Below are 26,483 nucleotides of genomic sequence, written 5' to 3'. Positions count from 1 at the left end.
CTTGCAGTCCTCCTTCACAATGCCGCCGGCATCCTTTTCCCGCTATTCCGAATATACCTGAAACTCGAAATGGTGCGTGTTGCTGGGATAGGTTTCCAGGCTGTAATCAATCATTCTTCCATCCTGATCGAAGGCAAGGCTCTCCACCTTGTGAATGGCTGTTCTCTTTTCCACATGAAACAGCGGCGCCAGCCTGGCATCGATAATTTCTGCCCGGATGGACCTCTGAGCCTTTACGGGATGGGTGCCGTAGTCTTCCTTTAATATATGATACAGGGATACGGTCGCAAAATCATAGTTCTCAAGCCCCGGAAACAGGGCGAGCGGAACGAAATTCTCTATATAGGTAAATGGCTCGCCGTTGGCATACCGCATTCTCTCAAGATGCAGGCAGGGCTGCCCCTGCTGCAGATCCAGCCTGCCGTACGCGTCCAGCTCAAATGTCAGAATTTCCTTTTTCATGAGTCTGGTGGAGGGAGTCATGCCGATCATGTTCATCTCATCGTTGTAGCTGGCCAGCCTCATCATCAGCATGCCGCGGTCCAGGGATTTCACAAAGCTTCCCCTGCCGCGCTTTCTCTCCAATATCCCTTCTTTTTCCAGAGCGCTGTATGCCTGGCGCACCACAGGGCGGGAAATCCCAAGATGCCTGCAGAGCTCTTCCTCCGTGGGAAGCTTCTCTCCCGGCGGCAGTGTCCCCCTCTGTATCGCATCACGCATGCAGTTTTTCAGCTGCTCGTGAAGAGGTATTGAACTGTATTTATTAATTTTAATATAATCCGGATCCATAGTCTCTTTTCCTTACTGACAGTTCTGCCCACTTCGCGCGCACTGTCATTCCTTTGCCTGAAGTAATACAAATGGTCAACATCTATATAACGAATACTACTAAAGATAAGCTCGGTTGTCAACCGAACCAGCTCCCGGGCTGCCGGCAGTTCTTACCCGCGGTTCCTGTCCGCAATACTGTAAAATTTCCGCCCATGGTGGGGCACTAAACGGCTTCTTCCATAAGGATACCGCCGAAACCGCCCTGTTTCAATAGTAATCCGGACGTATTTTATAATAATTCCGCCCGGATTTCCCTATTGAACGAAAAATCCTGCAAACAGGCTTCCTCTGCCTGCTTACAGGACTATCCGGGTTATCTATCAACTGTTTTTTATTATACAATCCCCTGTGCGGTCATGGCTTCCACTACCTTTTCAAAACCGGCAATATTAGCGCCGGCCACGAAATTATCTTCCACGCCGTAACGGGCAGCCGCATCGCTGACCTTGGCATAAATGCCCTGCATGATGCCCTTAAGCTTTTCATCCACCTCTTCAAAGGACCAGCTAAGCCTCTGGCTGTTCTGGCTCATCTCCAGGGCCGATGTCGCAACACCGCCGGCATTGGCAGCCTTACCCGGCATGAACAGGATCTTCTTCTCCAGGAAGAGCTCGGTTGCTTCTCTGGTAGAAGGCATATTGGCGCCTTCCGCCACACAGTAGCAGCCGTTATCTAACAGCGCCTGTGCATCTTCCAGATTCAGCTCGTTCTGCGTAGCGCAGGGCAGAGCGATATCGCACTTCAGAGTCCAGATGCCCTTGCCTTCCGCATAAGCCGCGGAAGCGACCCTGTCCGCGTACTCTTTGATACGGCCGCGCTTCACTTCCTTGATATCCTTAACCACATCCAGACGGATGCCTTCAGGATCGTACACATAGCCGTTGGAATCACTCATGGCCACTACCTTGCCGCCCAGCTGCTGCGCCTTCTCAGCCGCGTAAATAGCCACATTTCCGGAACCGGAGATCACGATGGTCTGTCCTTCAAGGGATTTTCCCTTCGCCTTTAACATCTCGCTCACGATATAAACAAGTCCATAGCCTGTAGCCTGTGTACGAACCAGGGAACCGCCGTATGTCAGGCCCTTGCCGGTCAGTACGCCTTCATACTTGCCGGTCAGCCTCTTATACTGTCCGTAGAGGAAGCCGATCTCTCTGGCTCCCACGCCGATATCACCTGCCGGCACATCCACGTCCGCACCGATATATTTGCTAAGCTCTGTCATAAAACTCTGGCAGAATGCCATCACTTCTCTGTCTGATTTCCCCTTGGGATCAAAGTCGGAACCGCCCTTGCCGCCGCCGATCGGCAGTCCGGTTAAGGAGTTTTTGAATATCTGCTCAAAGCCCAGGAATTTAATGATGCCCTGATTTACGGAAGGATGAAAACGAAGGCCGCCCTTGTACGGTCCGATCGCGCTGGAAAACTGCACTCTGAAGCCTCTGTTCACCTGAACCTGGCCGTTATCATCCACCCAAGGTACGCGGAAGGAGATAATTCTCTCCGGCTCAGTCAGACGCTCTAATAAGGCCATTTTTCTATATTCTTCTTCATGGGCGTCAATCACCAGTGCCAGTGAATCCAACACTTCTTTTACTGCCTGGTGGAACTCTGTCTCCGCGGGATTTTTCGCGACTACGCGTTCCATAACTTCTGATACATAAGACATAATTTTTCCCTCCTGTATTATCTGTGACAAAGTGGCCGGTATCGGTTGAAAGTGCATATATCTGTAGTTTTGTCCTGGCTTTGTCCAGATAACAGTATAATGGTTTAGTGTGTTAAAGTCAATTATTTTTTCACTTGCAAAATGCATACCCATGTACTATAATGGGCAATAACTAATACAAGCAATGCGTATGAGAAAAGCTAAGACTGTACATGTCTTCAGAGAGCCGGCGGGCGGTGTGAGCCGGTGGCGGACACAGCCGTTCCACTTTTCCAGCAGCCGGCGAGGAGCCGGAAGGCCGGTACCCTATATCGTACTCAAGAGTGGCCGGCGATCGCCGGCAATTTGGGTGGCAACGCGAGAACTTTCGTCCCATGTCAGGGGACGGGAGTTTTTTTATTCACTAGTACATCGTAAACCAAATAGCTATACTTTTTACTGAGCATATTTTTTCGAGAGTGCGGATCAAAAAACGCAGGCGTAGCGGGCTACGTTGAGGCTTTTTGATCCGTGCTATCGGAAAAATAGGCCAGTAATAAAGTGTAGTTATTTGGTATACGAGGTACTAGAATAATACGGCCTATTGAATAATCCGCGCTTGCAGGATTTTTTTCCACAGACGATAATATATATTAAGGAGGAAACTATGTTAGATATCAACTTACTGCGCACAAACCCGGAACTGGTTAGAGAGAACATCCGCAAGAAATTCCAGGATGAAAAGCTGAAGCTTGTGGACGAGGTCATCGAATTCGACCGCAATTTCCGTGAGGCGAAACAAAAGGGCGATACCCTGCGCAACCAGCGCAAGGTCATCAGCAAGGAGATCGGCGCTCTGATGGGCAAAGGCCTGAAGGAAGATGCCGAAAAGGCCAAGGGCAGGGTGGCCGAGATCGCGAAGGAGCTGGAAGATCTGGAAGTGCTGGAAGCGGATCTGACCGCTAAAATAAGGGAACGCATGCTGGTGATTCCCAACCTCATTGACGAATCCGTGCCGATCGGCAAAGATGACAGCGAAAATGTGGAAGTGGAGCGCTTCGGCGAACCTGCTGTTCCTGATTTTGAAATTCCTTACCATGTGGATATCATGGAACGCTTAAAAGGCATCGATCTGGACAGCGCCAGAAAAACCAGCGGAAACGGATTTTACTATCTCTGCGGCGATATCGCCAGGCTGCATTCCGCAATCCTCTCCTATGCGCGCGACTTCATGATCGACAGGGGCTTTACCTATTATATACCGCCCTTTATGATCCGCGGGGATGTGGTGACCGGCGTCATGAGCTTTACCGAGATGGAAAACATGATGTACAAGATCGAAGGCGAAGACCTGTATCTGATCGGCACCAGCGAACATTCCATGATCGGCAAATTTATCGATACGATACTGGATGAGGACCAGCTTCCTCAGGCCTTAACCAGCTACTCCCCGTGCTTCCGCAAGGAAGTAGGCGCACACGGCATTGAGGAAAGAGGCGTTTACCGCATCCATCAGTTTGAGAAACAGGAGATGGTGGTGGTCTGCAAACCCGAGGAAAGCAAAGAGTGGTTTGTGAAACTCTACACCAACACGGTGGATTTCTTCCGCTCCCTGGATATTCCGGTACGCACGCTGGAATGCTGCTCGGGCGACCTGGCTGACTTAAAGGTTAAGAGCATAGACGTGGAGGCATGGTCCCCCCGCCAGCAGAAATATTTTGAGGTGGGCAGCTGCTCCAATTTAGGTGATGCGCAGGCGCGCAGACTGGGCATCCGCGTCAGAAAAGAAGGCGGCAACTACTATCCGCACACATTAAATAACACCGTAGTCGCTCCGCCCCGCATGCTGATTGCATTCCTTGAGAACAATCTGAATGAGGACGGCAGCATCAATATTCCGAAACCGCTTCAGATGTACATGGGCGGTAAAGAGGTAATCCGATAACCCCTGGAGGTTTTCATGCACAAATATTTAAGATCGATCGGCTTTAGCCAACACACCTCGAAAAAGGACATCGACGGACTTCTGGAGGAGATTGTCTCCTCCGCGGAGTCCGTCGATGTGATCCATCTGGAACACGGCAACTTCACCTGCATCTCCAAATCCTTCGGCCACGGCATCGGCCTGACCGTCTGTGGGGAGTATGATGAACATGACGTATTTCAGAGAGAATATTATTTCCCTTATGTGCTTGGCGACAAGCTCACTACCTCCGCGGCCTGCAGCATACAGCGGCATGCGGAGAAATGTTCCTTTTCCGGCCTCTGTGAGGAAAATAAGCTGGGGATTTCCCTGATCTTCTACCTGCAGAATCCCGCCGATTACATGCGCCGGGGGATTCCGGGAGATGCGCTTCTCTCCAATGCCGATATCGTGATGTCCGCCCTGTCCACCAGCGGCAAAATCCTGCTGCCGGTCAAAAAGACGGAGAATGAAGCGGCCCGCTGCAAGGTCGCACAAAACCGCTACGATCTGATCGAAGCGGCTAAAAACGGCGATGAGTCCGCCATGGAAAGCCTCACGCTGGAAGACATCGATCTCTATGCACAGATTTCCAGGCGCATCCGCAGAGAAGATGTCTACAGCATCGTGGATTCCACCTTCATGCCCAACGGCGTCGAATGCGATCATTACACCATCATCGGCGAGATCCTGGACATGGAGCTTTGCGATAACAGCATGACCGGAGAGCAGATCTATTCCTTTCTCATAGAGTGCAACGACCTGCCCTTCCAGGTGGCGATCAACAAGATGGACCTGCTGGGAGAACCGGCCGTAGGCCGCCGCTTCAAGGGCGAGATCTGGATGCAGGGTCTGGTGGATTTTGAGACAGGGGATTATTAAGCTTTACCCCTGTCTTTTTAATTCAAATACCGTCTCCATATCCGGGCGCTTCAGCAATGCGCCGTCGATTCCAAGCCCCAGGCCCTCCGGAATGCGGACGCGGCCGTCCTTTATAGCGAGCCCTCCGTTTACGTAATCGCCCAGTTCCCCAAAACCCTTGTACTCATGGTAATGGCCGGCATTGGGTATGACGGAGCAAAACAGCAGCGCGTTATATGAGGTGAAGCCGCCCGACACATGGGGTGTGACCGCCATGCCGGCTCTCTCGGCCATTCTCGCCGCCTTCATGCACTGGATGAAGCCGCCCGTATACTGCAGATCCGGCTGGATCACCTGAGCTGCGTTATTCTCAATCAGCCAGGCAAAGCGCCTAAGGCTTGTCTCCTGTTCCCCGAAAGCCAGCGGCACATCCAGCGCATCCGCCACCTCCTTTGTATCCCACAGATCGTCAAAAGGGCAGGGTTCCTCATAGAAATACGTGCCCACGCTCTCCACAATTCTGCCGATCTCGATTCCCTTTTTTGCATCGAAGGATCCGTTTCCGTCCGCATGGATGATAAAACTGTCACCGAAATGCTTTCTGGCCAGGCGAAGCAGCCCTTCCGTCCTGCCTGCCAGGGAATCCGCATTTCTGCTCATCCGGCCTCCCAGCTTGAACTTGACCGCTTTAGCGCCTGTCCGGTCCACATACTGCTGGAGGAAATCCACCTCTTCCTCCGGAGTGGTCTGACGGTTGCCCGAGGCCACATACATCTCCAGCTCATTTCTTACCCGTCCTCCCAGCAGATCGGTCACGCCGCAGCCGGCAGCTTTGGCCAGCATATCCAGAACGGCGGACTCCAGCCAGGAGATGCAGCACCAATACGCCAGGCCCTGGATTTTATAATTGATATCGGTCACATAAATCTTGTTGAGTATAGATTCCAGATTCCGGGCATCTTCGCCCAGCGTCAGGAGCAGAAACCGCTTTAACAGCAGATACAGATATTCCGCCCGGTCCGAGCAGGGGGCAAATCCCTCCTCACCGTTCGTGCCTCTCACCTTTAAGAACCAGTTATTCCCGCTCTTTAAAAGCGTATAGGAATCAATGATCACCGGTAAGGGCAGTCCGTCCGTCCTGACTACCGGCCGGTCCATAATCTCCTGAAGCTCCTCCCAGCCGACAGGATGAAATACATCAAAATCCGGATGAATCTTATACATTCTGTTTCTCCTCTCTATCATCAGCCTCTCCCGGGGCATCCCAAACGGATACCGGAATACGGCGTGTATAATCATAGCGGCGGCCTTCCAGCATATTGATCAGCGTATTGTCCACGGTTACGGTGATCTGCGATACCGGACATCTCTGCGGATCAGCCGGGACGTTCCATTCATAAGGCAGAAACGCGCGTGTTCCCAGCTCTTTCCCATCCACCTGCAGTCCGACACACTCAAAACATCCGGCATTTTCCGGCAGCGCAAGCGTCACAGCCTCCTTAGGCAGCGCAAGCTCCACGGAATACCACCGTTTTCCGCTGTAATAAGGATATCCCCCTTCCCCTTTAGCCGTCACACAGTCCCTGTCCACGCCAAACCTTCCCAGCAGATAGACCGGATCGCTTAAACCGTGCCAGTCCTTCCATGCCGTGACCTCAATCTCCAGAGTGTTTTCACCCTCCGCCAGCCATTCGGCCACATCGCACATGAGGTTATTCTGATCATAGATAAATTCCCTGAAAAAGCGGTCACGGCCGAGCTGCCGGCCATTCAGCCAGATCGCATACTCTCCCATAATGCCCCTTTTGTCATGCATCAGGAAAGCTTTTTCCGGGCATCTGCGGACTGTAAACTTTGTCTCATAGCGCAGTCTGACCGGATACCAGTATTCCATCTTTGCAGGAACTCCAAAGCCCCCGCGAAATGCCAGTCCGCACCAGCCGGTAAGGCCGGCATCCTTCACCTGATCGGTCCACATCTGGGGCAGGACATCCGCCCAGGGAGAATCCTGCACAGAAAAGCGGAACTTTTCGAACCGCAGCACATTATAACCGCAGATGCCGGTCTTAAGCGTTTTATCCACAGGCAGTTTAAGAACCGTACGGGGCTTCGCCGGCGCCGCCTGGGCTTTCGCCGCCTCCAAACCGCTGCCGGGCCTTGCGGCCGCGATCAGTCTGGATTCCCAAGGCCCGATATGGTCTTCCAGTTTCCCGCCATCTTTTAAGAAGACCGTCTTCCCCGTTTCCAAGTCAAGCTCATAATAGCGCCTGTTATCCTTTCCCGATACGGTAAAATCCGTCCCGGCGCCGTCACAGCTTGTGAGGAACACATAGTCAAATGCCTCATCCTCCCTGCGGCAGCAAACCGCTTTTCCTCTCGCTTCTTCGGGGATTACAACTTCCGTCTCGAAGGGAGAATTTTCTTTGACCGCACGCAGCACCGCATTCTCCCACGCCTTTATCCCGCCCGCAGACGGCGCATCAATGTAGGTCACTCCCGGCAGTTCTTCCGACTGCCACTCTTTGGCAAAGCTGTATCCGTCGATCTCCTCATGCGGAAGGGTGCCGCAGAAGATCACCCTGCCTTTGCATCGGACAAACTCCTTGAGCATTTCTCCCGCAGCCCCTTCCATATTCGTGACCGACGGAACCAAAACCGTATTGTACGATGCTCTTCCGATCCTTATGGTACTGCCTTCAATCCGCGCCCGGGCAAGCGTCTCCGTGTCGAGATCATCGTAATCTATGCCGTGAAACAAGAGCGTCCTGCAAAGGGAGAGATAGCCCTCCGTAAGACGCCTTGCCTCCTTTTCCTCGCCCGCATCGGATCCTGTATATTTCATCCGCAGCATCGGGTTGATCAGGGCCGTCCACCAGCTGGTAATCGGATGAAATACCGCGATCCTGGCCGAAGACTGCGTCTCCGTTATGAAGCGGCTCGTTCTGGCACAGTAATCCGCCAGCTTTTTATAATGCTCCCAGTACGGATTCTGCAGAAACTGTGACGGAGCCGCGTCATGCTTGGTGATTCCGTCCACCGTATAGAAAAAAGCATGGAACACATGAAAGGACGCCCCCATCAGAGTCTCCCGGTCAATCATCCATTTAGCGTCCTGCAGCGTCATGCTCCAGCCGATGCTGTGAAAGCTCTCGATCATGCTGTCGCGCCGGTCATACTGCCTGGCCGTCGCGCTGATGATCTTGGTATTGGAGCGAAAGCCCGCGAAGTCCCGCTCTATCACATCCGCCAAAGGAAGGCCGATCTTATCGTGATTGGGATCTCCTCCCGGTATATGGCTGTACATCTGCCCGCTCATCCTCATGGACGGGATCTCCGTCATATACTTTATGCCATGCTCCCCGCACCACTCCGAGATCCTCTTATGATAACGGTCGCGCAGCAGCTCATGCATGCACTGAAAATATTGATACCTAATCCTGGCGCTGCCCGGGTATTCCCGGTCCAGGATGGCCGCAAGCTCTTTAACGATCTCTCCTCCGAATCGCTCCCTGTAATAGTCCGGCAGCTGAAACGACCAGAAATGATCACCCAGAAAATGCGTTTCATCGGCAAAAATGCCCTTGATCACCGTTCCCATAAGGGAGCCGAACACCTGATAATACCGCTCATAAGTTGTCTCCAGAAAGGCTCCCACCGCATCCGGATTGGCCGGGTCCATGAACTCCCCATAGTATTTGAAATGATCAATCTTTTTCGCCGCCGCCACAATGATGCGCCATCTTCCCCCGGGATTTCTCCAATAAAGCTCCTTCTCCGGCCCATACGAGAAAAACCGCTTATTGTTCAGCGCATTCTCTTTGTCCTGACGCTGATAGATCTGCACCGGCTGTATGATCCCGATGCTGCCGGCAATATCCTTCCCCTCATCCCAGCAGGTCTTTCCCTCCGCCACCGGATAAGCCATTGCAGACAGCACGGTCACGCCTCCCAGCTCCATAACGGCCTTTTCATCCTCCACGAAGCATTCCCGGAACATGAGCTCATGCTGGCACGCCTCCGGATGGCGGACAGTCACCTCGCCGCCGCTCATGCCGCTAGGATAGGGGAACTCATCATAGAGCCACACCTCCAGCCCCTGCTGCTTTGCCAGCTCCACAATCCTCCTGCCGATCGCAAACCATTCATCCGACAGATACGGAACCGTCATCCCCTGCCTGGCGCAGAGTATAAATCCCCCCAGCCCCTTATCCTTCATCTCCAGAATCTGTTTCTCTATCTGCTCCTCTTCGATCTCCCCGTTCAGAAACCAAAACGGACGTATCCTGTTTTCCTTTGGCGGATCATTAAAATTGGGTATCATATTAAGGAAATACTCCTTCCCGGCAGAACCCTGCCTATGTTCACAGCCATTCCGTAAGAACCGCAGGCCCGCTCATATGTCTTGTATTTCTGCTTCCATAAACGGTCGTCACATCAACTATAAGAGTACTATATAATCCCCCATTCCGCAACAGTGCATCCCATTAATTCCCCATCTGCTTATAGGCCGCAATCTGTTCCTCCGCGCTCTCCTGGCCTCCGGCATTTTTATAGTCCTCCAGGAACTGATCGTAAATCCTGTCAAATTCGCCGGGAGCGGCACAGATAATCTTAGCGATATTATCCGTCTGCATCTGAGCCAGCGTTGCGGACACCTCATCCGTTACAGGCGTCGGCACCGAAAGCGTCGGTCTGTAATACTTCACCTCCGAGAGGCATTTGGCCGTGGCAAGAATCTCCTCATGGTAATCGGAATTGAAATCCTTAATATAATTCTTAATGAAATAATCCTTATCTTCCGCGCCGTTAAACGGTTTGCCGATCGTTCCGTACTGCGGCTCAATCCACGTTACACGCGAATTCTCCGTATCCACCAGCGGTTTAGGCACGCCGTCCTCCATGACATAGTCCTCACCTTCAATGCCGAGGCAGCCGACCATATATCCTTCCTCGCTGCTCATCCAGTTTAAGTATTTGACAACCGCCTCCACGTTCTTGCAGGAGGACGGGATGAACCACATATATTTATACATGGGCGCGCTGTCATAGATCTGATAATAGTTCTCACCGCTTTCGTTCTGCCACGGCCATATCGCTGTCAGCTTGGCTTCCGGCTGATTGCCCCTAAGCGTGTCATACAGATTTCCATAGGCGCTGTGGTAAGGGTACTGACCGCTTGCGATAAACGCCGCCATCTCCCCCCTGGCGATCTTCTGCCGAAACAGCGACTCATCCTTATCCAGTACAAATTCACCCAGCAGGCCGTCGTTATACAGACCGTTCAGATAACGCAGGCATTCCTTAGCTTCCGGCCACATGATTCTGGGCGTGAGCAGCTTCTCCACCGTGGGTTCCTCATTTACAAATGCCGGCAGCATGACCATATCCCACGCGCTGAACACCTGTCCGATCAGCCCCAGCGTGATGAGGGGATCCCCCACATTGCCCGGATCATTTTCCTTAAGGGCTACAAGCATATCGCGAAACTCCTGCGGATTGGATGGAAGAGGGATATTTAACTGATCCAGCCAGTCCTCCCGCACAAATGTGGTGCGCATAAAATCATTCTGCTTGTGATAGAGCATATACTGTTTTCCTTCGCTCTGCCCGTCCTTCAGCTCTTCATCCGAATAGAAATTCTGGATATTCTGTCCGAATTCCTTAAGATAGGGTCCCATATCCGCTACGCCGCCCTTGCTGATATAAGATTTCAGCAGCGCGATATCGGATGTTTTCACCAGATCAGGCGCATTGTTGGCAGCCAGCATAGTGGACAGCAGCTCAGTGTTCTGCTGCTTGGGCACGATTACATAGTTCACCTTGATGCCCAGAGGGCGCATCTGCTCATTCACATAGTCCACCCACCAGTTATCCTCAAGCGTCCCCTGATCCGCCGGAATCGTACCGCGGTCCCATACAATTTCTGTGATCTCAATCAGATCCTCTTCCGGTATTTCCGCCTGCTTTGTCTGCCCGCCCTCTGCGTCCGGCGTCCCCTGCGTCTGACCTGTCTGGCCTGAAGTCCTGCATCCCCCCAGCAGGAAGGACAATGTCAGAACGGCCCCCAGTAAAACCGATATTACCCTGTACTTTTTCACTGTATTACCTCCTCTTTTTTATAATGCCGGCCATTGGCCGATACTCTATGGTTAACGGTCAGCCCTTTACCGCTCCGACCGTCACTCCCTTGACAAAATAGCGCTGCATAAACGGATATACACAGATGATCGGCAGCACCGCCACGACCACTGTTGTTCCCTTCACGTTCTCCGGTATGACGGTGGCGGAGATGCCCCCCGCCGGATCCAGGCTGTCGGAGAACATGTTCAGCACCTGATACAGCTTGACCTGCAGCGTCAGCCGCTTCTGATCCTGGATGTACAGCAGCGCATTAAAAAAGGTGTTCCAATATGCGACTGCGTAAAAGACGGTCAGCGTGGCCAGAGACGGTTTGGCCAGCGGAAGAAATACCTTCCGGAATGTCTTAAAGTTGGAACAGCCGTCCACCTTCGCCGCCTCCTCCAGCTCCTGCGGAAGGCCCCGGAAGTAATTGATCATGATGATCAGCAGGAAGGTATCCACCATATTGGGCAGAATCAGCGCCCACATGCTGTCAAACAGCCCGATGCCCCGCACCACCATATAGGTAGGTATGATGCCGCCGCTGAAATACATGGTAAATACGATCAGTCTCATGAGTATTCCTGAGCCTTTCAGGTGCTGTCTGGACAGAGGGTACGCCGCCACCGCCGTAATCAGCAGGCTGCAGGCCACCCCTGATACCGTCAGCTTCACGGTGAACCAGAGGGAATGAATGATCGAACTGTCCCGAAACAGCATGGCATATGCATCCGTGGTAAACTTTACCGGGAACAGAACCACCCGCCCCTCGATGATCGCCGTCGCATCCGACAGAGACAGGGCGATGATGTAGCACAGCGGATATAAAAACATTGCGCTAAGCAGGATCATCAGGGTTATATTAAAGACGTCAAACGCACGCGAAGCAGCGCTTTTGGATTTCATGGCCGTAACCTCCCCTTCTTTTATCTCTTCCTCTTTCCAATCTTGCTCTCAAACAGCCCCGGTTCGCCCATGAGCTTGGCGATTCGGTCCGCACCCATCACAAGGGCGAAATTGATGACCGACTGGAACAGTCCCGCTGCGGTTGTTATCTCATACTGTGCTCTGGTGATACCCATCGTATAGATATAGGTGCTCAAAACAGTGGAGACATCGCTCACCATGCTGTTGCCCAGCAGGAACGGCTTCTCAAAGCCGATGGTCATGATCTTGCCGATTTCCAGGATCAATATGACCACAATCGTGCTGCGTATGCCGGGAAGCGTGATATGCCACAGGCGTTTAAACCTGCCAGCGCCGTCGATGGCCGCCGCCTCATACAGCTGCTGGTCCACCCCTGAAAGCGCCGAAAGATACAGGATCGCCTGCCAGCCCGTCTCCTTCCATATGCCGGATACCACATAGATAAACAGCCACCAGCCCTTCTCTGTCAGGAAATTCTGCTGCTCCAGGCCGAGGCTGCCAAGCAGTATGTTGACGATTCCGGTGTTCTTTGAGGTGACCGCCACGATGATCCCGTAGAAGATCACCCACGAGACAAAGTGGGGCAGGTAGGAAATCGACTGCACGATCTTTTTGAACTTCACCTGCCGGATCTCATTTAACAGCAAGGCAAATATAATCGGGATCGGGAAGCCGATCAGCAGGGACATGAGATTGAGCAGAAGCGTATTTCTCATGGCGAGCCAAAACGTCCTGTCCCTGAACAGCTTCTCAAAAACTTTCCATCCCACCCATTCGCTCCCCATTATGCCTTCCGCGAAGTTATAATTCTTAAAGGCAAGCACGAGCCCGTATATCGGCACGTACTTAAATGTGAAGTAAAATGCAATCGGAAGCAGAAGCATGAGGTACATATCATAATTACCCTTAAAATAAGTCCAAAAGCTTCTGACTCCCGTGTTGCAGCTGTTTCTCTTACCTCTGGCTTTCATAGTCAGCGCCCCCTTTTACCCATTGGCGGTAGATTGTGTTCCGGTTTTGTAACGTGATTATATCCTCCGCCGCACTGAGCGTCAATTTCACATATTTGCTTTTCTTTGACTTACGTCCTGACTTCGCCGGACGCCGCTTTAACTAAACTATGATTCTGTAACCAAACGGTGATCTTTGGGTAACAGTCTTTCTATTGAAGCGTTTTTTGGGTATAATACCGATAGATGTGCAGTCTGGGGGGAATGGCAGTGATATGGAAGAATCGAAACAGAGCCAGAAAGTATACGGAAAAACTTTTCAACGCATTTTTAGCCATGGGTCTTGTGCTCATCGGCTTTACCGGCACTCTGGTGAGCCTTGTGTCCATACACTCCCTGCGTGCCAACGAGATCGAATCCAGCCAGAAACTGCTGACGCAGTTCAGCAACTCTGTGGATACCACCCTTTCCTACATAAATACGATCATGCTCAACTATTCATCCAACCGGAAATTCCGCAGTTTTCTTCATTACTATGAAGCGATGGACGTGGATTCCCTGTTTGACGTTTCCAATCAGCTGGAGGATATGATCGCAAATAACTCTTATATCCATTCCATCATATTTTATTATCCGCAGGATCAGCTGGCATATGTTGCCAACTCCGGCGTCATGCCCGTGGACAGCTGTTTTGATGGCGCATTTCTCACCTCCATCGACCCGGCCGGGGCTTCCGTTTCCGGAACCTCTTCCAGGACCGTGTGGGACTCACAGAAGCAGGCCAGGGTCTCCCTCTTAAGCCTGATGCGGCCGCTGCAGTATACGGGCGGGGAGCTGGAATCCCTTCTGATCATCAATCTTGACACTTCCTTTTTCAGCGACATGTTCAATTCCGTCGGTGAAGGGGAAAACGCCTTCTTCGCGCTGAACGAGGATGCATTAACCGTCACGGGCTCCGATAACTGCGCCGGTTACGCCGGTTATTTTCCGCAGATATTCGACCGGCTCTCCGAGTCGGGCAGCATCGAATTTTCTATGGAGAATGAGCAATATCTAATCTCCTGTGTCAGTTCACCCGGCACAGGATGGCGATATTACAGCATCACCTCCACGGCTGTTATCTATAAGGAAGTCCGGGCTCTCTTAATCCTCTCCGTACTGATCCTAAGTTCAGGTATCGCCATGGCCGTACTCTGTTCCGAAATCATTTCCAGACGCCTGTCCCGGCCGATCTTAAAGGTTGCGCGCCAGTTCGACCAGCCGCTGCAGGCCAACGATGATATTCTGCATCATATCGAGACAAACATTGACCATCTGAAGCAGGAGAATAAAAGCATACGCGAAAGCCTGGATGAGAGCCTGCCCGTCCTGAAAAATAACTTCGTCATATCACTGTTAGGAGGATATGTCGTCCGGCCGGACGAGATCGATAAAAACCTTTCCTATTTTGACATCGGGCTTAGCAGAACCTGCCCTGTATTCGTATGCGTCATCAAGCTAAATGAACTCAATGCATCCACAGGAGAACATTATCTGCCGCTTCAGATCCACTCTCTCACCGCTATGGTCATGGATCTGCTGGCAGAAGAGTTCTCCGATTCCGGCAGCTACCTCTTCTGTAATTCCTATGAGGAGGAAATCACGGTCATCTGCGCACTCACAGGACAGGAGAACGCCGGGGACCGGACCGGACATGTGCTCGCGCTTCTTGTACAGCTTTTTAAGGACATAAAGAAATACATCACGCGGATCGGTATCGGGAGCATTGAACAAAATATCTACAATATAAGCCTTTCTTACCGCAACGCCAAAAAGGCTCTGGCGCTGGGGTTCCTATCTTCCGAGCAGATCATCTGCTATGACGATATCCCTTCCCTGTCCGCCCTGTCGGATCAGATCGAGGGCTATCCCTATAAGCTGGAATCTGAGCTGATTGCAGCCGTCCGTGCCAATGCCGGCACGGAAGAATGCCTGGCCTCCATTATCGGCACGATCCTGTCCGTTACAGGCCGGGACAGAAGTAAGCGCTCCTACTTTCTCCTGCAGCTCTACCACCGGCTGCTCAAGTACGCATACGATGCAAACATCACGGAGGATATTAACCGGACCGATCAGTGTGCAGAACTTTTGTCCCTTCCCGAAGACCAGCTCTTTTCCTGGTTTAATGCCTACATAAAATCTGTCATAACACAGATCCTGTACAAAAAGACCAATCCGGACAATCAGCTGTCTGAGCGCATCAAAGCCTACATAGAGAAGAATTATGATCAGGATATCAGCATACCGCTGCTGGCGGAGGTCTTTCTGTTCAGCCCCACCCATATGTCCCATCTGTTTCACGAGCAGACCGGAAGCAGCATAAAACAGTATCTGATCAGGGTGCGCATAGAAAAAGCCTGTGAACTGCTGCGGGACGGCTCTCTCAAGATCGCCGATATCGGGCAGATGACAGGCTATCCAAAACCTCACGGTTTTCTGAAGCAATTCAAAAGCTATACCGGGATGACGCCCAGCGAATTCCGCCAGCAGCTGGCGGAAGGACGGACGGAAAATACATTTTTCCCTCTTGACGAATCGTGAAACTATGGGTACAATAGTAGATGCGCTAATATTTTACTTATACGTTTCCGTAGCTCAGCAGGATAGAGCGACCGCCTCCTAAGCGGTAGGTCGGGTGTTCGAATCACCTCGGGAACGCTGTTAAAAAGACGGGAGCCTTGATAAGTCAAGACTCTCGTCTTTTTTCGGTCTAAAGAAATTACCGCAGTCTGAACGTATTCTTATAATAGTCAATAATTCCGTCACGTTTCATATAGGACAGTTCTCTGGAAAGCGCGCTGCGGTCCACATTGAGATATTCCGCCATCGCATTTCGGTTGATTGGCAGGCTGAATATTTTGCTCTTCTGTTCACGTGATATTCTCCATAAATAGCTTAATATCTTCTCACGCACGGTAGGCCGGAGCAGACAGTCCATCCGTTCATGCAGCAAAAGCCCCTTTTCAGCGACAATGCGGATATAATTGCGCAGAAATTTCGCGTGCCCGGGACAGGCCTTTTCACACTGGGTGAAAACACGCTCAAAAGGGATTTTCAATACAGATACCTCATCCTGAGCCTCTACGGTAACTGGGCTTTCACGGTCTCGGCTTGCCGCCAGAATAACTCCTATCTCACTTCCCTTTTTAAGGAGACTGATAATAATTAATCTGCCTGACGGATCCCACTTAATGGCACGGCAATGTCCTGACAGTATAATGCTGAAGCTCCGGACTCTGCTGCCTTCTTCAACGATGTATTCACCCCTGGCATAATCGGCGCGCTCTGTACAAAGACAGCGGAACAATCCGTCAATATCCTGCGGTTCCATATCCGAAAACAGATTTGTATTCTTTAAATCCTCAATAAATTCATTCATAAGCAGTCCTCACATTCGGTTGCACCCGCAACAGGAGATTCAGCCAAATTGTACTATAATAAAGGCTATAAATCAATGGAACGGAGACAGCAGATTATGAACAAACGAACACTATGGATCACCCGCACCGCAGTTCTAACCGCAATGCTTGTTGTATTGCAGGCAACCACCCAAGCTACAGGAAATACAGTTATCACAGGGTCTGTTGTAAATATGCTGCTCATTATTTCAGTCATGGCCTGCGGCATTCTCTCCGGGATAACCGTCGCCGTCATCTCGCCTGTTATGGCAAAGCTTATCGGAATAGGCCCGCTTTGGAGCCTGATCCCCTTTATCATGGCAGGAAATATCACCCTTGTACTGGTTTGGCATCACTTAGGAAACTGGAAATGGGGACACAAATACGCCGCAAACATCGTAGCTTTAATCGGTGCCGCCTTCGCTAAGTTTGCAGTGCTTTATGCCGGAATTGTACTGATAGCGGTGCCGCTGCTTTTACGGTTACCACAGCCGCAGGCTTCGGTAATTACCGGCATGTTCTCCATATCGCAGTTTATAACGGCGCTTCTGGGCGGCGCTGCCGCTCTGCTCATACTTCCGACGGTCAAAATTGCGCTTGCCGGACGGAGCGCACAGAGGTGAGCCTATCTACTAGCTATCTGGCCGACAGTTCCCGCCCAAACAGCTCCAGTTCCCGCAGAAATGCCTTCACGGCCGGTGAAATCCACCGGTTTCGGTTATAGATGACCTGGACCCACAGCTGTATACGGTAGCCGCTGACCTGTATGAGGGAGATCCTTCCCGAATCCAGCTCTTTTTTCAGTGTAAAATAGGGAAGCAGCCCAATGCCCCGCCCTTCCGATACCGCGCCAATAATAAACTCGGTATGCCCGATCTCCATGTCACAGCTTAAGCTTTTTCCGGCCGCGGCCAGATCATTTTCAAAAACATACCGGTAATTGCATCCCTTCTCAGTGAGAATAAAATGCTCCTGTAAAAGGCGGTCCAGAGGCACATCCCGTTTGCCGGCAAGCGGATGCTCTGGGGCGCAGAAAAAAGAAATGTCCGCAGGGAACTCAGCCGCGGTTACCCAGTTCGGCCTGCTGATCCTGTTATCCAGCAAAAAGATCAGGTCAAATTTGCCCCTGTCCAGATTTTCCATGGCCTCAAATGTGGTAGACACCTCCAGCTTTAGCGATACCCCAGGATACTTTTTCAAAAAATGGTAAAACAGGTCCGCATAGCCGGAGGCGCATACCGTTTCCATCACCCCTATGCAGAGCATTCCCTCGGGTTGTGCATCCGCGCGGAAATGTTCCAGCGCCATGGCGTCATACTTCACAATCTGGTAGGCATACTGCAGAAATTCCTGCCCAGCCGCCGATAAAGCGATCAGCTTGCCGTTTCTGGTGAATAGTTCTGTCTGCAGTTCCTCCTCCAGCTGTTTGATCTGCATTGTAACTGTTGACTGTGCATATCCCAGCTCCAAAGCCGCCTTCGTAAAATTCTCCAGCTCCGCCACTTTAATAAATGTCCTGATATTCCGAATCTCCATCTCCCCATCCCCTTAACCGTAATTTCTGTTTTCACAGCATTCATATCATTTTTTATGATAACTAATATTCTACATTTTAATTTTTCAAATATCAATAGGTACGCTATACTAAATAAAAGCTGTTACAGCAAAACAAACTCACTAAAGGAGAATACCCCAATGTCTTTATCACCTTCCGTCTACAACACCTTCATTGAAATATTAAAAGAGGAGCTCGTGCCTGCCTTCGGATGCACGGAACCCATCGCCATCGCATACTGCGCCGCAAAGGCCCGCGATCTCCTGGGCGCCCTTCCGGAGCAGGTCGTAATTGAGGCCAGCGGCAACATTATTAAAAACGTGAAAAGTGTGATCGTCCCCAACACCGGCGGTCTGAAGGGAATACCCGCTGCCGCTGCCGCTGGTATCGTCGCCGGAAATGCAGATAAAGTCCTTGAGGTAATCGCCGAGGTGCCGGATGATAAAAAACAGGAGATCCGCACCTATCTGGAACAGACAGCATTTGCCGTTAAGCCCCTGGAAGACGGCGATAAGCTGGATATCCTGATCACCGTCTCGGCCGGTTTCAGCACCGCTAAAGTGCGGATTGCCCGCCATCATTCCAATATTGTGCTGTTGGAAAAAGACGGAAGCTGCCTGTATCAGGCACAGTATAAAGAGGAAGCATGCGCTTTGGACGAGGCCGACCGCAGCTGCCTCTCTGTCGAGGCCATTGTGGAATTTGCGGACTCCGCAAATCTGGAGGAGGTAACCGAACTGCTGGACCGGCAGATCAGCTACAATTACGCGATTGCCAAGGAAGGACTCGCAGGCAATTGGGGCGCTAACGTAGGAAATGTGCTGCTGAAATCCTATGGCCCGGATGTGCGCACCCGGGCGAGGGCGATGGCGGCCGCGGGTTCAGACGCCCGCATGAGCGGCTGCGAGCTGCCCGTTGTCATCAATTCAGGCAGCGGCAATCAGGGAATCACCGTATCCGTGCCTGTCATCGTATATGCAGAAGAACTCGGATCATCCAGAGATCAGCTTTACCGTGCCCTGCTGATTTCCAACCTCATCTCCATTCATCTGAAACACGGCATAGGTCCGCTTTCCGCATTCTGCGGCGCGGTGAGCGCCGGATGCGCGGCCGGATGCGGCATTGCCTATCTCCAGGGCGGCCGTCTGAAGGAGATTGCTCACACACTGGTAAACAGCATAGCCATCGTGTCCGGCATCATCTGTGACGGAGCCAAGCCTTCCTGTGCGGGGAAAATCGCCTCCTCCGTGGACGCGGGCATCCTTGGATATGACATGTACATAAACGGACAGCAGTTCTACGGAGAGGACGGAATTGTATCCAAAGGCGTTGAAAATACCATCAAAAATATCTACCGCCTCGGAGCACAGGGCATGTTCGGCACGGACAAAGAAATCATACGCATCATGACTCAGTGTGACTGATCGTTTAAAGTGATAATATGCTAAAGTGATTGAATCGGCGCTCCTCTTATGATATAATGTCGGCAAACATTATACCGCGCTGATTTCCGTCCACGCAGCGGACAATTTCCATTGAAAATCATGCGCATCCCCCCGGAGGGGCCATGTCAGCTTGCTGACATGGTATAATAAAGGCGTTTTTTAACTGTATTTATGTTCTGGGGATTGGAGGAGATCATGGAACATCAAGAGAACAGAAAGCTGAACTGTAAAAATATATGGATTCCTCTGCTGTTTGCAGTGCTTTTTCTGGCGCTGGTTCTGATATCTTCCTGCCAGCTCTATCAGAGCGGGCTTTTAAGGGACGAATTGGGATACCGGTATGAAGCGGTATTTTACAACGGTATTGGATTGTGGCTGTCCTTTTTTGTGTCCGTGCTGATGCTCATCCTGTCCCTGGTCAAGCTGATCGGATGTTTTACAGCACATGTGCCGATCCGTCCGTTTTATCTGGTTATATCCGTGCTGGCTGTGATATTCTGCCTGATCATAGATGTACTCTGCATGCATTACCATATGCTGCTATAGTATTCAGGCAGGGCATATACTCCCTGCGCTTAGATTATAACGGTGTTAAAAAGTATCTTCCCTATTGAAAAAATCCTCAGAGATGTGAATTTTCCCACTCTGAGGATTTTTTGTTGAATTAAAATCTCTTTCTGCCAGGATCAATGGCTTTGACCGCAATATATATGCACACCACCGCCACGGCAATCTGCAGAACAATGCCGATCGTTACCCAGTTATTAAAAAAGAAATTCTCTGAATAATTAAAGAAGCCGCCCAGCAGTTCCTTCAGCGCCCTCCGGTTGCCGGCCTGCTGATTTATAAAGCTATAGAAATTGACGCCCGGATTGGTGATCAGCAGATAGACCGCGCCTCCCGCGCCGGTCTGTTCCGCCACGATATCCGTGCTGTAGTGGATGTCTGAAACTTGTTTTGCAAAATATACGATCAGATAAGAACCGCCTAGCAGAACCACCTCTGTCAGGTAGGATACCACGGTCGAAATCATAGTCTTTTTAAATACCGAAGAAAACATGATGCCGATGCTTCCCACAAAAAAGGCTGTCACCAGAAAATATAGATACAGAAAAAACAGGTCCAGCATCTTCAGGCCGCCATAGATAAATACCAGCGACAGGATCGGGAATGTGGACAGGATCAGTATGCTTGCCACCTCCAGAGCGGACAAAAGCTTTCCTATGATGATCTGCCTTGGCCTCATCTTGGTGCTTAAAAGCAGATCCAGCGTCTGCCTCTCCCTTTCGCCGGATATACTGCCGCTGGTCAGCGCCGGCATGACCAAAAGCAGCATCGCAAATTCGAATTCCGCAATCAGCATGTACAGCTCCAGCATGGAGGAAAACTGCACCTCTCCCGTATACCTTAAAGACTCTACCATAGAATACAGATTCAGAAAGGCCACCGCGGCCAGCACACCGTTAAACAGTAATATGATGACGGCCGTTTTCACCGTACGGCTGCTGGTCTTGGATTCTTTCAGATATACCGGATTAAGCTTCATTGCTGCTCACCAGCCTTTCGTCCTTATTTTCCGTGATCTGCATAAACAGCGTTTCCAGGCTGCCCTGCTTGCGGACAAAGGAATTGACCATCACTCCGGCCTCCACCAGCATCTTCAGCAAAAACGCCTCATCCTTCTGATTGCCGCCGAAAGTAACCACGATCTTCGGACTGTCCACGGATATGGTCCTGACCAGCTTATGTCTGCGCAGCAGCTTCAATGCCTCATCCAGCTTGTCGCATACTACAATTTCCAGAGGATTGGCGCTGTTGACCATGGTCAGTATCTCCACCATGCTGCCTCTTAACACCATCCGTCCCCCGTCAATGATTCCGATATCCGTACACATCTCCGAGAGCTCCGACAGGATATGGGAACTGATCAGTATGGTCTTTCCCATGGTATTCAGATCCTTAAGGATCTCCCTGAACTGATATCTTGTTCTCGGATCCAGCCCGGACGCGGGTTCATCAAGGATCAGAATCTTCGGGTTGTGGATCAGCGCCCTGGCTAGGCACAGCCTCTGTTTCATGCCTCTTGAAAGCCCATCCACATAGAAATCCTCCTTATCGGCGAGATCCACCATATCCAGCAGCTCTCTGTACTGGGTCCTGGCCTGCAGGCCGTAGATTCCATACGCTGCCGCATAAAACTCCATATATTCTGAGACTCTCAAGTTATCATATACTCCGAAGAAATCCGGCATATATCCGATGGCCTCTTTCAGCCTGTTGGGCTGTTTCAGTGCGTTTACACCGTCGATCACCACCTGCCCCTCATCCGCCTTTAACAGGCCGGCCAGGATTTTCAGTGTGGTAGTCTTGCCCGCCCCATTGGGTCCCACAAAACCGAACAGCTCTCCTTCCTCCACGATCATGTCCAGGTGATTGAGCGCGCGGAACTTGCCATAATTTTTGCACAGATTTTTTACTTCAAACATCAGCCGGCCCTCCTCACCAGAGAAATGATAGGCAGCGCTACCGATGAACGGCTGTCTCCGCTCTTTTCCTGCACATAACGCACCTGCAGACTATTGCTATCGTTGATATATGGCGCTAATTCTGCCCTTTGATAGGCTTTCTGCAGATCCATTTTATCATATCTGCCGGTCTCAAAGTTGTAGAAATAGCAGCTTCCGACAAATTCCGTCCTGTAGTCATAGGAATAGTCCTTATCTGTCACACCGTCCCGGAAACAGAGCTCAACCAGATCCTCCAGCGCCTCATTGAGGCTGATTTCCAGTGTCACGGCTGACGAACTGCTCATGGCGATGGAGGATCCGTCATAAAAACCGTCCAGCACCACCGGATCCTCTTTCAGGTAAGGCTGATAGATCAGCCCGTCCTTTTCAAAGCTTACAGGTATCTCCGTGGCATACAGCGTCCTGCCATAACCTGATGTGCTGTCATCCGCCAGAAACTGTGCCGGCTCTTCTGTGTCCCTGTATGCGATCACGCGGGCGGTGTCCGTCTTCTGGGAGAAGAACTCATCGAGGTAATACTGTACGATCTGAGCCTTCTGGATGACTTCCGTATATTCCGCCTGCCCCACCTTATTTTTCAGATTTTCATAAAACCCTGCGATTTTTCTGGAAGTATTATAAGGATACTCCGATGCGCAATCCCTAATCACATAATTGGAGAGATCCACCTCTTCCTTTGGTTCCATGCTCCCAATTTCAATGATCTGCCCGTACAGCACCACTGTAACATTTCTAAGAGGCTCCTCTGTATTGTTTATCAGACGGCCGCCCACCTGGTCTTTAAAGACAGACAGCTCACCGCTCACCGTTGCCTCTCCTTCAATCGCATAGGACCTGGCGGCTTTGAATGTATTGGGAGAAAAAGCGACCATGTCGCGGATCCTGATCTCGTCGCCTTCCCCCGCATATCTGATCCCCACGTTGTAATCATAGTCCTCCCTGGGAATGACCCTCTCCATTCCGTAAGAAAAAGATTCCCGGTTGCTTCCGGCGATGGCGATCAGCGAATACCCTTCCTTCAGCTTCACTTTATAGTTCCTGTTGTCCGGAGATCTTAGGCTGAAATAGCTGGTCTCGCATACCCGGTCCCGGTTCTCCTCCACGATCGTGCCGTAATTGACAAAAGAGTTCTGAAATCTGGTATCTGAGCTGATCGCAAATATAATTCCGCAGAACAGAACCGCAAAGGCGGCGATCAGCGCCCTCTGCACATCCGGCTTATGGCGCTTTTTAAGAAACAGGTAAAGACCCGGACCGATCAACAATATATACGCCAGCAGCACCAGCACATATTTCGCGACGCTGGGGATCTTCCCCGGAGGAACAGAGTTGACCATGCTGTATACCGACCAATAGTCCGGCATACTGTTGCTATAAATCTCGCTCTCCAAATTCATCAGCCTGTTTTCCGTCAATGCTCTGTTAAAAAAGTTGCCCGCCTCAGATCGGCTCCCCATGTCTTCACAGTAATTCATCAGATCTGACATGGAAAAGCCCGTGTGAATGATCAGGCCCTCACCTGCCGCCTCGGATGACTCTATACCGCCGTCCTTCTCATAGCTGCCAGACTGCTTCTCAAAGATCAAAACCCCCCCGGAGAAAACCCAGGATACTACCGTTTCCTTCTGAACTTCCGTCAGGCCTTCATAACTGTCATCCGCAATAATGATATCCAGCATATCCAGCTCCAGGACTTCCTCCGGCATGAGTTCCCCTGTCAGTCCGGTGACGCGCAGATAAGTATCCATGTAGTCATTCAGCGATACGCCATTAAAATACGAAGCGGTATCGTGATTGGCCGACAAGACACCCAAATTTATATCTGTACTGTCCTTCGGCGCATTCAGAAGGATTGTATCTTTATACAGCACATCTTTGCCGTCGTTTAAAATACGCAGAAACAGAGCTTCCATGCCATAGCTTAAGGGGATATAGAATACCTTCTCTTCGGAGTCTCCCGCCGCCAGCACAAGCTCTGTTTCATAGAGATAATTTTCCTCATCCTCTTCCGGCGCGAATATCTGGAGCATGCCGCTGACATCATCCCCGAAGTTTTTAACGAGGATATGCAACGGCAGATATCTGCCATATTTAGCACTATCTGTAATTCCAAAAGTTACAGTTATATTCAGAGGAGACGCCGTATCCTTATATGCATGGACACTGTCCCCCGCCATCATGCTGCATGCAATGATCAGCGCTGTGCAGATTGCTGCCAATACCCGTATGCCAGGTTTCCTCATCAGCTTATCCTCTCGAAATTTTCTTTATTGATATCAAAATCTTCTTTCAGCTTCACTTCAAATACAGTGCCTTCCAGGCTGCTGCGCGCTTCTATGCTGCCGCCGTGCATCTCCACAATATTTTTCGCGATCGCAAGGCCCAGACCCGTTCCTCCCGTTCTTTCCGCACGGGACTGTTCCACCCTGTAAAACTTTTCAAAGATGAGCGGCAGTTCCCCCGGAGGTATGACCTTGCCATAGTTTATCACCGATATGATCGCGACATTATCCTTCTTGTCGATTCTTACATCGATCTTCTTTCCGTCCGCGCCGTATTTAATCGCGTTTCCGATCAGATTATCAAAAAGCCTCGCCAGCAGATTACCGTCCGCCGATATTTCCAGAGTATCCACAGTGGTCTTCAGTTCATATGCAATATCGTTTTCCGCAAAATTAGGATAAAATTCATCCAGCAGCTGTGAAAGCAGTTTTACCAGATCCACCTTCTCCACCTTCATGGAGATTTTTCCATAATTGAGCTTGGTAAAACCGAACAGATCGTCAATCAGTTTTTCCAGACGTTTGGATTTATTATATGCGACAGCAATGAATTCCTTTTTTCTCTCTTCCGGTATCTTTGTATCGCGGTTGAGCAGTTCCAGATATCCGATCATGGAGGTGAGCGGCGTGCGCAGATCGTGAGCCACGCTGGTGATCAGCTCGTTCTTTGTCTTCTCCGACTCCCGCTCCTTTTCTATCAGCATCTTTATGTCCTCCGCCAGCTTGTTTAATGTGGCGGCCATCTCTGAAAACTCATTGTCTCCCCGCACTTCCACAACCGTGTTGAGATCTCCCTCAGAAATCTGGCTCATCGCTTCCGATATTTCTGAGATATAGCGGACGGTCCTATCCTCCAGACAGACAAAGCAGACGCAGAAGACGAGCATACCCAGCAACACGAACAGAGTAATCCAGAAAAGGTTCCCGTAATTACCTCCTGCCAGGGAAGAATTGTAATATCCGGTTCTGTTTATCACCTGCTGGAGCATATTAAAGTTCACAATCACAAAGATCTCTATAATCGCGGTTATCAGTCCGCTGATCAGGGTATTGACCACCGCCCGCTTCAAGGAGCTTCTTCTGATATCACTTTTCAATTTTATAGCCTACCCCCCAGACCGTGGTTATAATCTTATCCTGCCTGGTATCCTCTTTCATCTTTCCGCGCAGCCTCCTGATATGGACCATAACCGTATTGTTTGCCTCATAGACCTTTTCGTTCCAGACCTTTTCAAAAATCTCATCCGTGCTGAATACCTTGCCAGGGTTGGAAGCCAGCAGATACAGTATGTCAAATTCAATGGGCGTCAGCTTCACCTCTTCACCGTACACGGTCACCTTATGGTTGTCCTTGTTGATGTTCAGGCCGCGTATGGAGATCTCGTTGTCCGCAGTCTGCCCCTGGCTTCCGGGATTTAATTCCGTGTACCTGCGCAGCTGTGATTTTACCCTGGCCGTCAGCTCCAGCGGGTTAAAGGGTTTCGTCACATAATCATCCGCTCCGGTACCAAGTCCCATGATCTTATCCAGATCCGTGGATTTCGCGCTTAAGAATATGATCGGAATGTTATTGGTCTCCCTGATCTTACGGCACATCTCCAGTCCGCTCATGCCCGGCATCATGATATCCAGAATCACCAGCTGAACATCCTCCGCCGCCAGTATGTTCAGGCCCTCCAGCGCGTCATATGCCTTAAATACTTTATAGCCGTCGCTGACCAGATAGATCTCCACCAGGTCTGCGATTTCTTTCTCATCATCCACAACCAGTATGCTTGTCTGCGCCATAAAAACCTCCTGTTTTCTGTCATCCCTATACATAGCATAATATCTATATTATACAATATCACAGTTTTTCCTGTTTTTCTTTACTTTTCTCTTACATCTAAGGGACTGCGCAATATCTGAAAGGGCCCCGGCAGATTTACCGTGGCCC

Annotated in this window: 20 protein-coding genes and 1 tRNA gene; 7 read left to right on the top strand and 14 right to left on the bottom strand. The window is 50.8% G+C overall.

The window, feature by feature from the left end; genetic code table 11:
- Positions 1-42: 42 nt before the first annotated feature.
- Positions 43-789, bottom strand: coding sequence for a GntR family transcriptional regulator (locus tag DWZ56_RS08550; RefSeq protein ID WP_118556043.1), 747 nt, complete (start codon positions 787-789; stop codon positions 43-45).
- A gap of 376 nt (positions 790-1,165) precedes the next feature.
- A complete protein-coding gene (gene gdhA, locus DWZ56_RS08545) occupies positions 1,166-2,500 on the bottom strand; it encodes an NADP-specific glutamate dehydrogenase (RefSeq protein WP_118556041.1) in 1,335 nt (444 codons plus the stop codon).
- Positions 2,501-3,146: 646 nt separating this feature from the next.
- Here gdhA and serS point away from each other — a divergent pair.
- Positions 3,147-4,424, top strand: coding sequence for a serine--tRNA ligase (serS, locus tag DWZ56_RS08540; RefSeq protein WP_118556039.1), 1,278 nt, complete (start codon positions 3,147-3,149; stop codon positions 4,422-4,424).
- A gap of 15 nt (positions 4,425-4,439) precedes the next feature.
- Positions 4,440-5,324 (top strand): DUF3881 family protein, encoded by an 885-nt coding sequence (locus DWZ56_RS08535; protein WP_118556037.1) that lies wholly within the window; start codon positions 4,440-4,442, stop codon positions 5,322-5,324.
- 3 nt (positions 5,325-5,327) lie between these two features.
- Here DWZ56_RS08535 and DWZ56_RS08530 read toward each other — a convergent pair whose 3' ends face one another.
- From DWZ56_RS08530 to DWZ56_RS08510, 5 genes are all read right to left on the bottom strand, one after another.
- Complete coding sequence (locus DWZ56_RS08530) at positions 5,328-6,527, bottom strand: mandelate racemase/muconate lactonizing enzyme family protein (protein WP_158584500.1); 1,200 nt, start codon at positions 6,525-6,527, stop codon at positions 5,328-5,330.
- The gene (locus DWZ56_RS08525) at positions 6,520-9,624 is read right to left on the bottom strand and encodes a hypothetical protein (RefSeq protein WP_118556033.1); all 3,105 of its coding nucleotides are present in this window, start codon (positions 9,622-9,624) and stop codon (positions 6,520-6,522) included. The genes DWZ56_RS08530 and DWZ56_RS08525 overlap by 8 nt, the downstream gene beginning before the upstream one ends.
- Positions 9,625-9,787: 163 nt before the next feature.
- Positions 9,788-11,401, bottom strand: a complete 1,614-nt coding sequence (locus DWZ56_RS08520; protein WP_118556031.1) for an extracellular solute-binding protein — start codon at positions 11,399-11,401, stop codon at positions 9,788-9,790.
- Between the two features lie 58 nt (positions 11,402-11,459).
- The gene (locus tag DWZ56_RS08515) at positions 11,460-12,329 is read right to left on the bottom strand and encodes a carbohydrate ABC transporter permease (protein WP_118556029.1); all 870 of its coding nucleotides are present in this window, start codon (positions 12,327-12,329) and stop codon (positions 11,460-11,462) included.
- Between the two features lie 20 nt (positions 12,330-12,349).
- Positions 12,350-13,321, bottom strand: a complete 972-nt coding sequence (locus tag DWZ56_RS08510; protein ID WP_243095150.1) for an ABC transporter permease — start codon at positions 13,319-13,321, stop codon at positions 12,350-12,352.
- Positions 13,322-13,570: 249 nt separating this feature from the next.
- Here DWZ56_RS08510 and DWZ56_RS08505 point away from each other — a divergent pair, with 249 nt between their 5' ends.
- Together DWZ56_RS08505 and DWZ56_RS08500 are read left to right on the top strand one after the other, a co-directional pair.
- On the top strand, positions 13,571-15,880 hold the full coding sequence (locus DWZ56_RS08505) for a helix-turn-helix domain-containing protein (protein ID WP_158584499.1): 2,310 nt from the start codon (positions 13,571-13,573) through the stop codon (positions 15,878-15,880).
- 43 nt (positions 15,881-15,923) lie between these two features.
- Positions 15,924-15,997: transfer RNA gene (locus tag DWZ56_RS08500), tRNA-Arg, on the top strand.
- 61 nt (positions 15,998-16,058) lie between these two features.
- On the opposite strand, the gene DWZ56_RS08495 is transcribed toward DWZ56_RS08500, so the two are convergent.
- The gene (locus DWZ56_RS08495) at positions 16,059-16,718 is read right to left on the bottom strand and encodes a Crp/Fnr family transcriptional regulator (RefSeq protein WP_118556025.1); all 660 of its coding nucleotides are present in this window, start codon (positions 16,716-16,718) and stop codon (positions 16,059-16,061) included.
- Positions 16,719-16,814: 96 nt separating this feature from the next.
- On the opposite strand from DWZ56_RS08495, the gene DWZ56_RS08490 reads away from it, so the two are divergent.
- Positions 16,815-17,360: an ECF transporter S component gene (locus DWZ56_RS08490; protein WP_147369400.1), complete on the top strand. Its 546-nt coding sequence runs from the start codon at positions 16,815-16,817 to the stop codon at positions 17,358-17,360.
- A gap of 13 nt (positions 17,361-17,373) precedes the next feature.
- Here DWZ56_RS08490 and DWZ56_RS08485 read toward each other — a convergent pair whose 3' ends face one another.
- On the bottom strand, positions 17,374-18,273 hold the full coding sequence (locus DWZ56_RS08485) for a LysR family transcriptional regulator (RefSeq protein WP_118556021.1): 900 nt from the start codon (positions 18,271-18,273) through the stop codon (positions 17,374-17,376).
- A 159-nt stretch (positions 18,274-18,432) separates the two neighbouring features.
- Here DWZ56_RS08485 and DWZ56_RS08480 point away from each other — a divergent pair, with 159 nt between their 5' ends.
- Positions 18,433-19,716, top strand: coding sequence for an L-cysteine desulfidase family protein (locus DWZ56_RS08480; RefSeq protein ID WP_118556019.1), 1,284 nt, complete (start codon positions 18,433-18,435; stop codon positions 19,714-19,716).
- Between the two features lie 216 nt (positions 19,717-19,932).
- A complete protein-coding gene (locus tag DWZ56_RS08475; RefSeq protein ID WP_118556017.1) occupies positions 19,933-20,283 on the top strand; it encodes a hypothetical protein in 351 nt (116 codons plus the stop codon).
- A gap of 118 nt (positions 20,284-20,401) precedes the next feature.
- On the opposite strand, the gene DWZ56_RS08470 is transcribed toward DWZ56_RS08475, so the two are convergent.
- Genes DWZ56_RS08470 through DWZ56_RS08450 form a run of 5 tightly spaced genes read right to left on the bottom strand, consistent with a single transcriptional unit; the run spans position 20,402 to position 26,335 of the window.
- Positions 20,402-21,283, bottom strand: a complete 882-nt coding sequence (locus DWZ56_RS08470) for an ABC transporter permease (RefSeq protein ID WP_118556015.1) — start codon at positions 21,281-21,283, stop codon at positions 20,402-20,404.
- A complete protein-coding gene (locus tag DWZ56_RS08465; protein ID WP_118556013.1) occupies positions 21,273-22,223 on the bottom strand; it encodes an ABC transporter ATP-binding protein in 951 nt (316 codons plus the stop codon). The genes DWZ56_RS08470 and DWZ56_RS08465 overlap by 11 nt, the downstream gene beginning before the upstream one ends.
- Positions 22,223-24,508 carry a hypothetical protein gene (locus tag DWZ56_RS08460; protein ID WP_118556011.1) on the bottom strand — a complete coding sequence of 762 codons (2,286 nt, stop codon included), beginning with the start codon at positions 24,506-24,508 and terminating at the stop codon, positions 22,223-22,225. Before DWZ56_RS08460 ends, DWZ56_RS08465 begins: the two co-directional genes overlap by 1 nt.
- Positions 24,508-25,644 carry a sensor histidine kinase gene (locus tag DWZ56_RS08455; RefSeq protein ID WP_118556009.1) on the bottom strand — a complete coding sequence of 379 codons (1,137 nt, stop codon included), beginning with the start codon at positions 25,642-25,644 and terminating at the stop codon, positions 24,508-24,510. Before DWZ56_RS08455 ends, DWZ56_RS08460 begins: the two co-directional genes overlap by 1 nt.
- Positions 25,634-26,335: a response regulator transcription factor gene (locus DWZ56_RS08450; RefSeq protein WP_118556007.1), complete on the bottom strand. Its 702-nt coding sequence runs from the start codon at positions 26,333-26,335 to the stop codon at positions 25,634-25,636. The genes DWZ56_RS08455 and DWZ56_RS08450 overlap by 11 nt, the downstream gene beginning before the upstream one ends.
- Positions 26,336-26,483 lie beyond the last annotated feature (148 nt).

Source organism: Lachnotalea sp. AF33-28, from assembly GCF_003477885.1.
In the GTDB taxonomy this organism is placed as follows: domain Bacteria; phylum Bacillota; class Clostridia; order Lachnospirales; family Lachnospiraceae; genus AF33-28.
The sequence above is the reverse complement of the archived record's forward strand: the minus strand, read 5'-3'. Positions and strand labels throughout refer to the sequence as shown.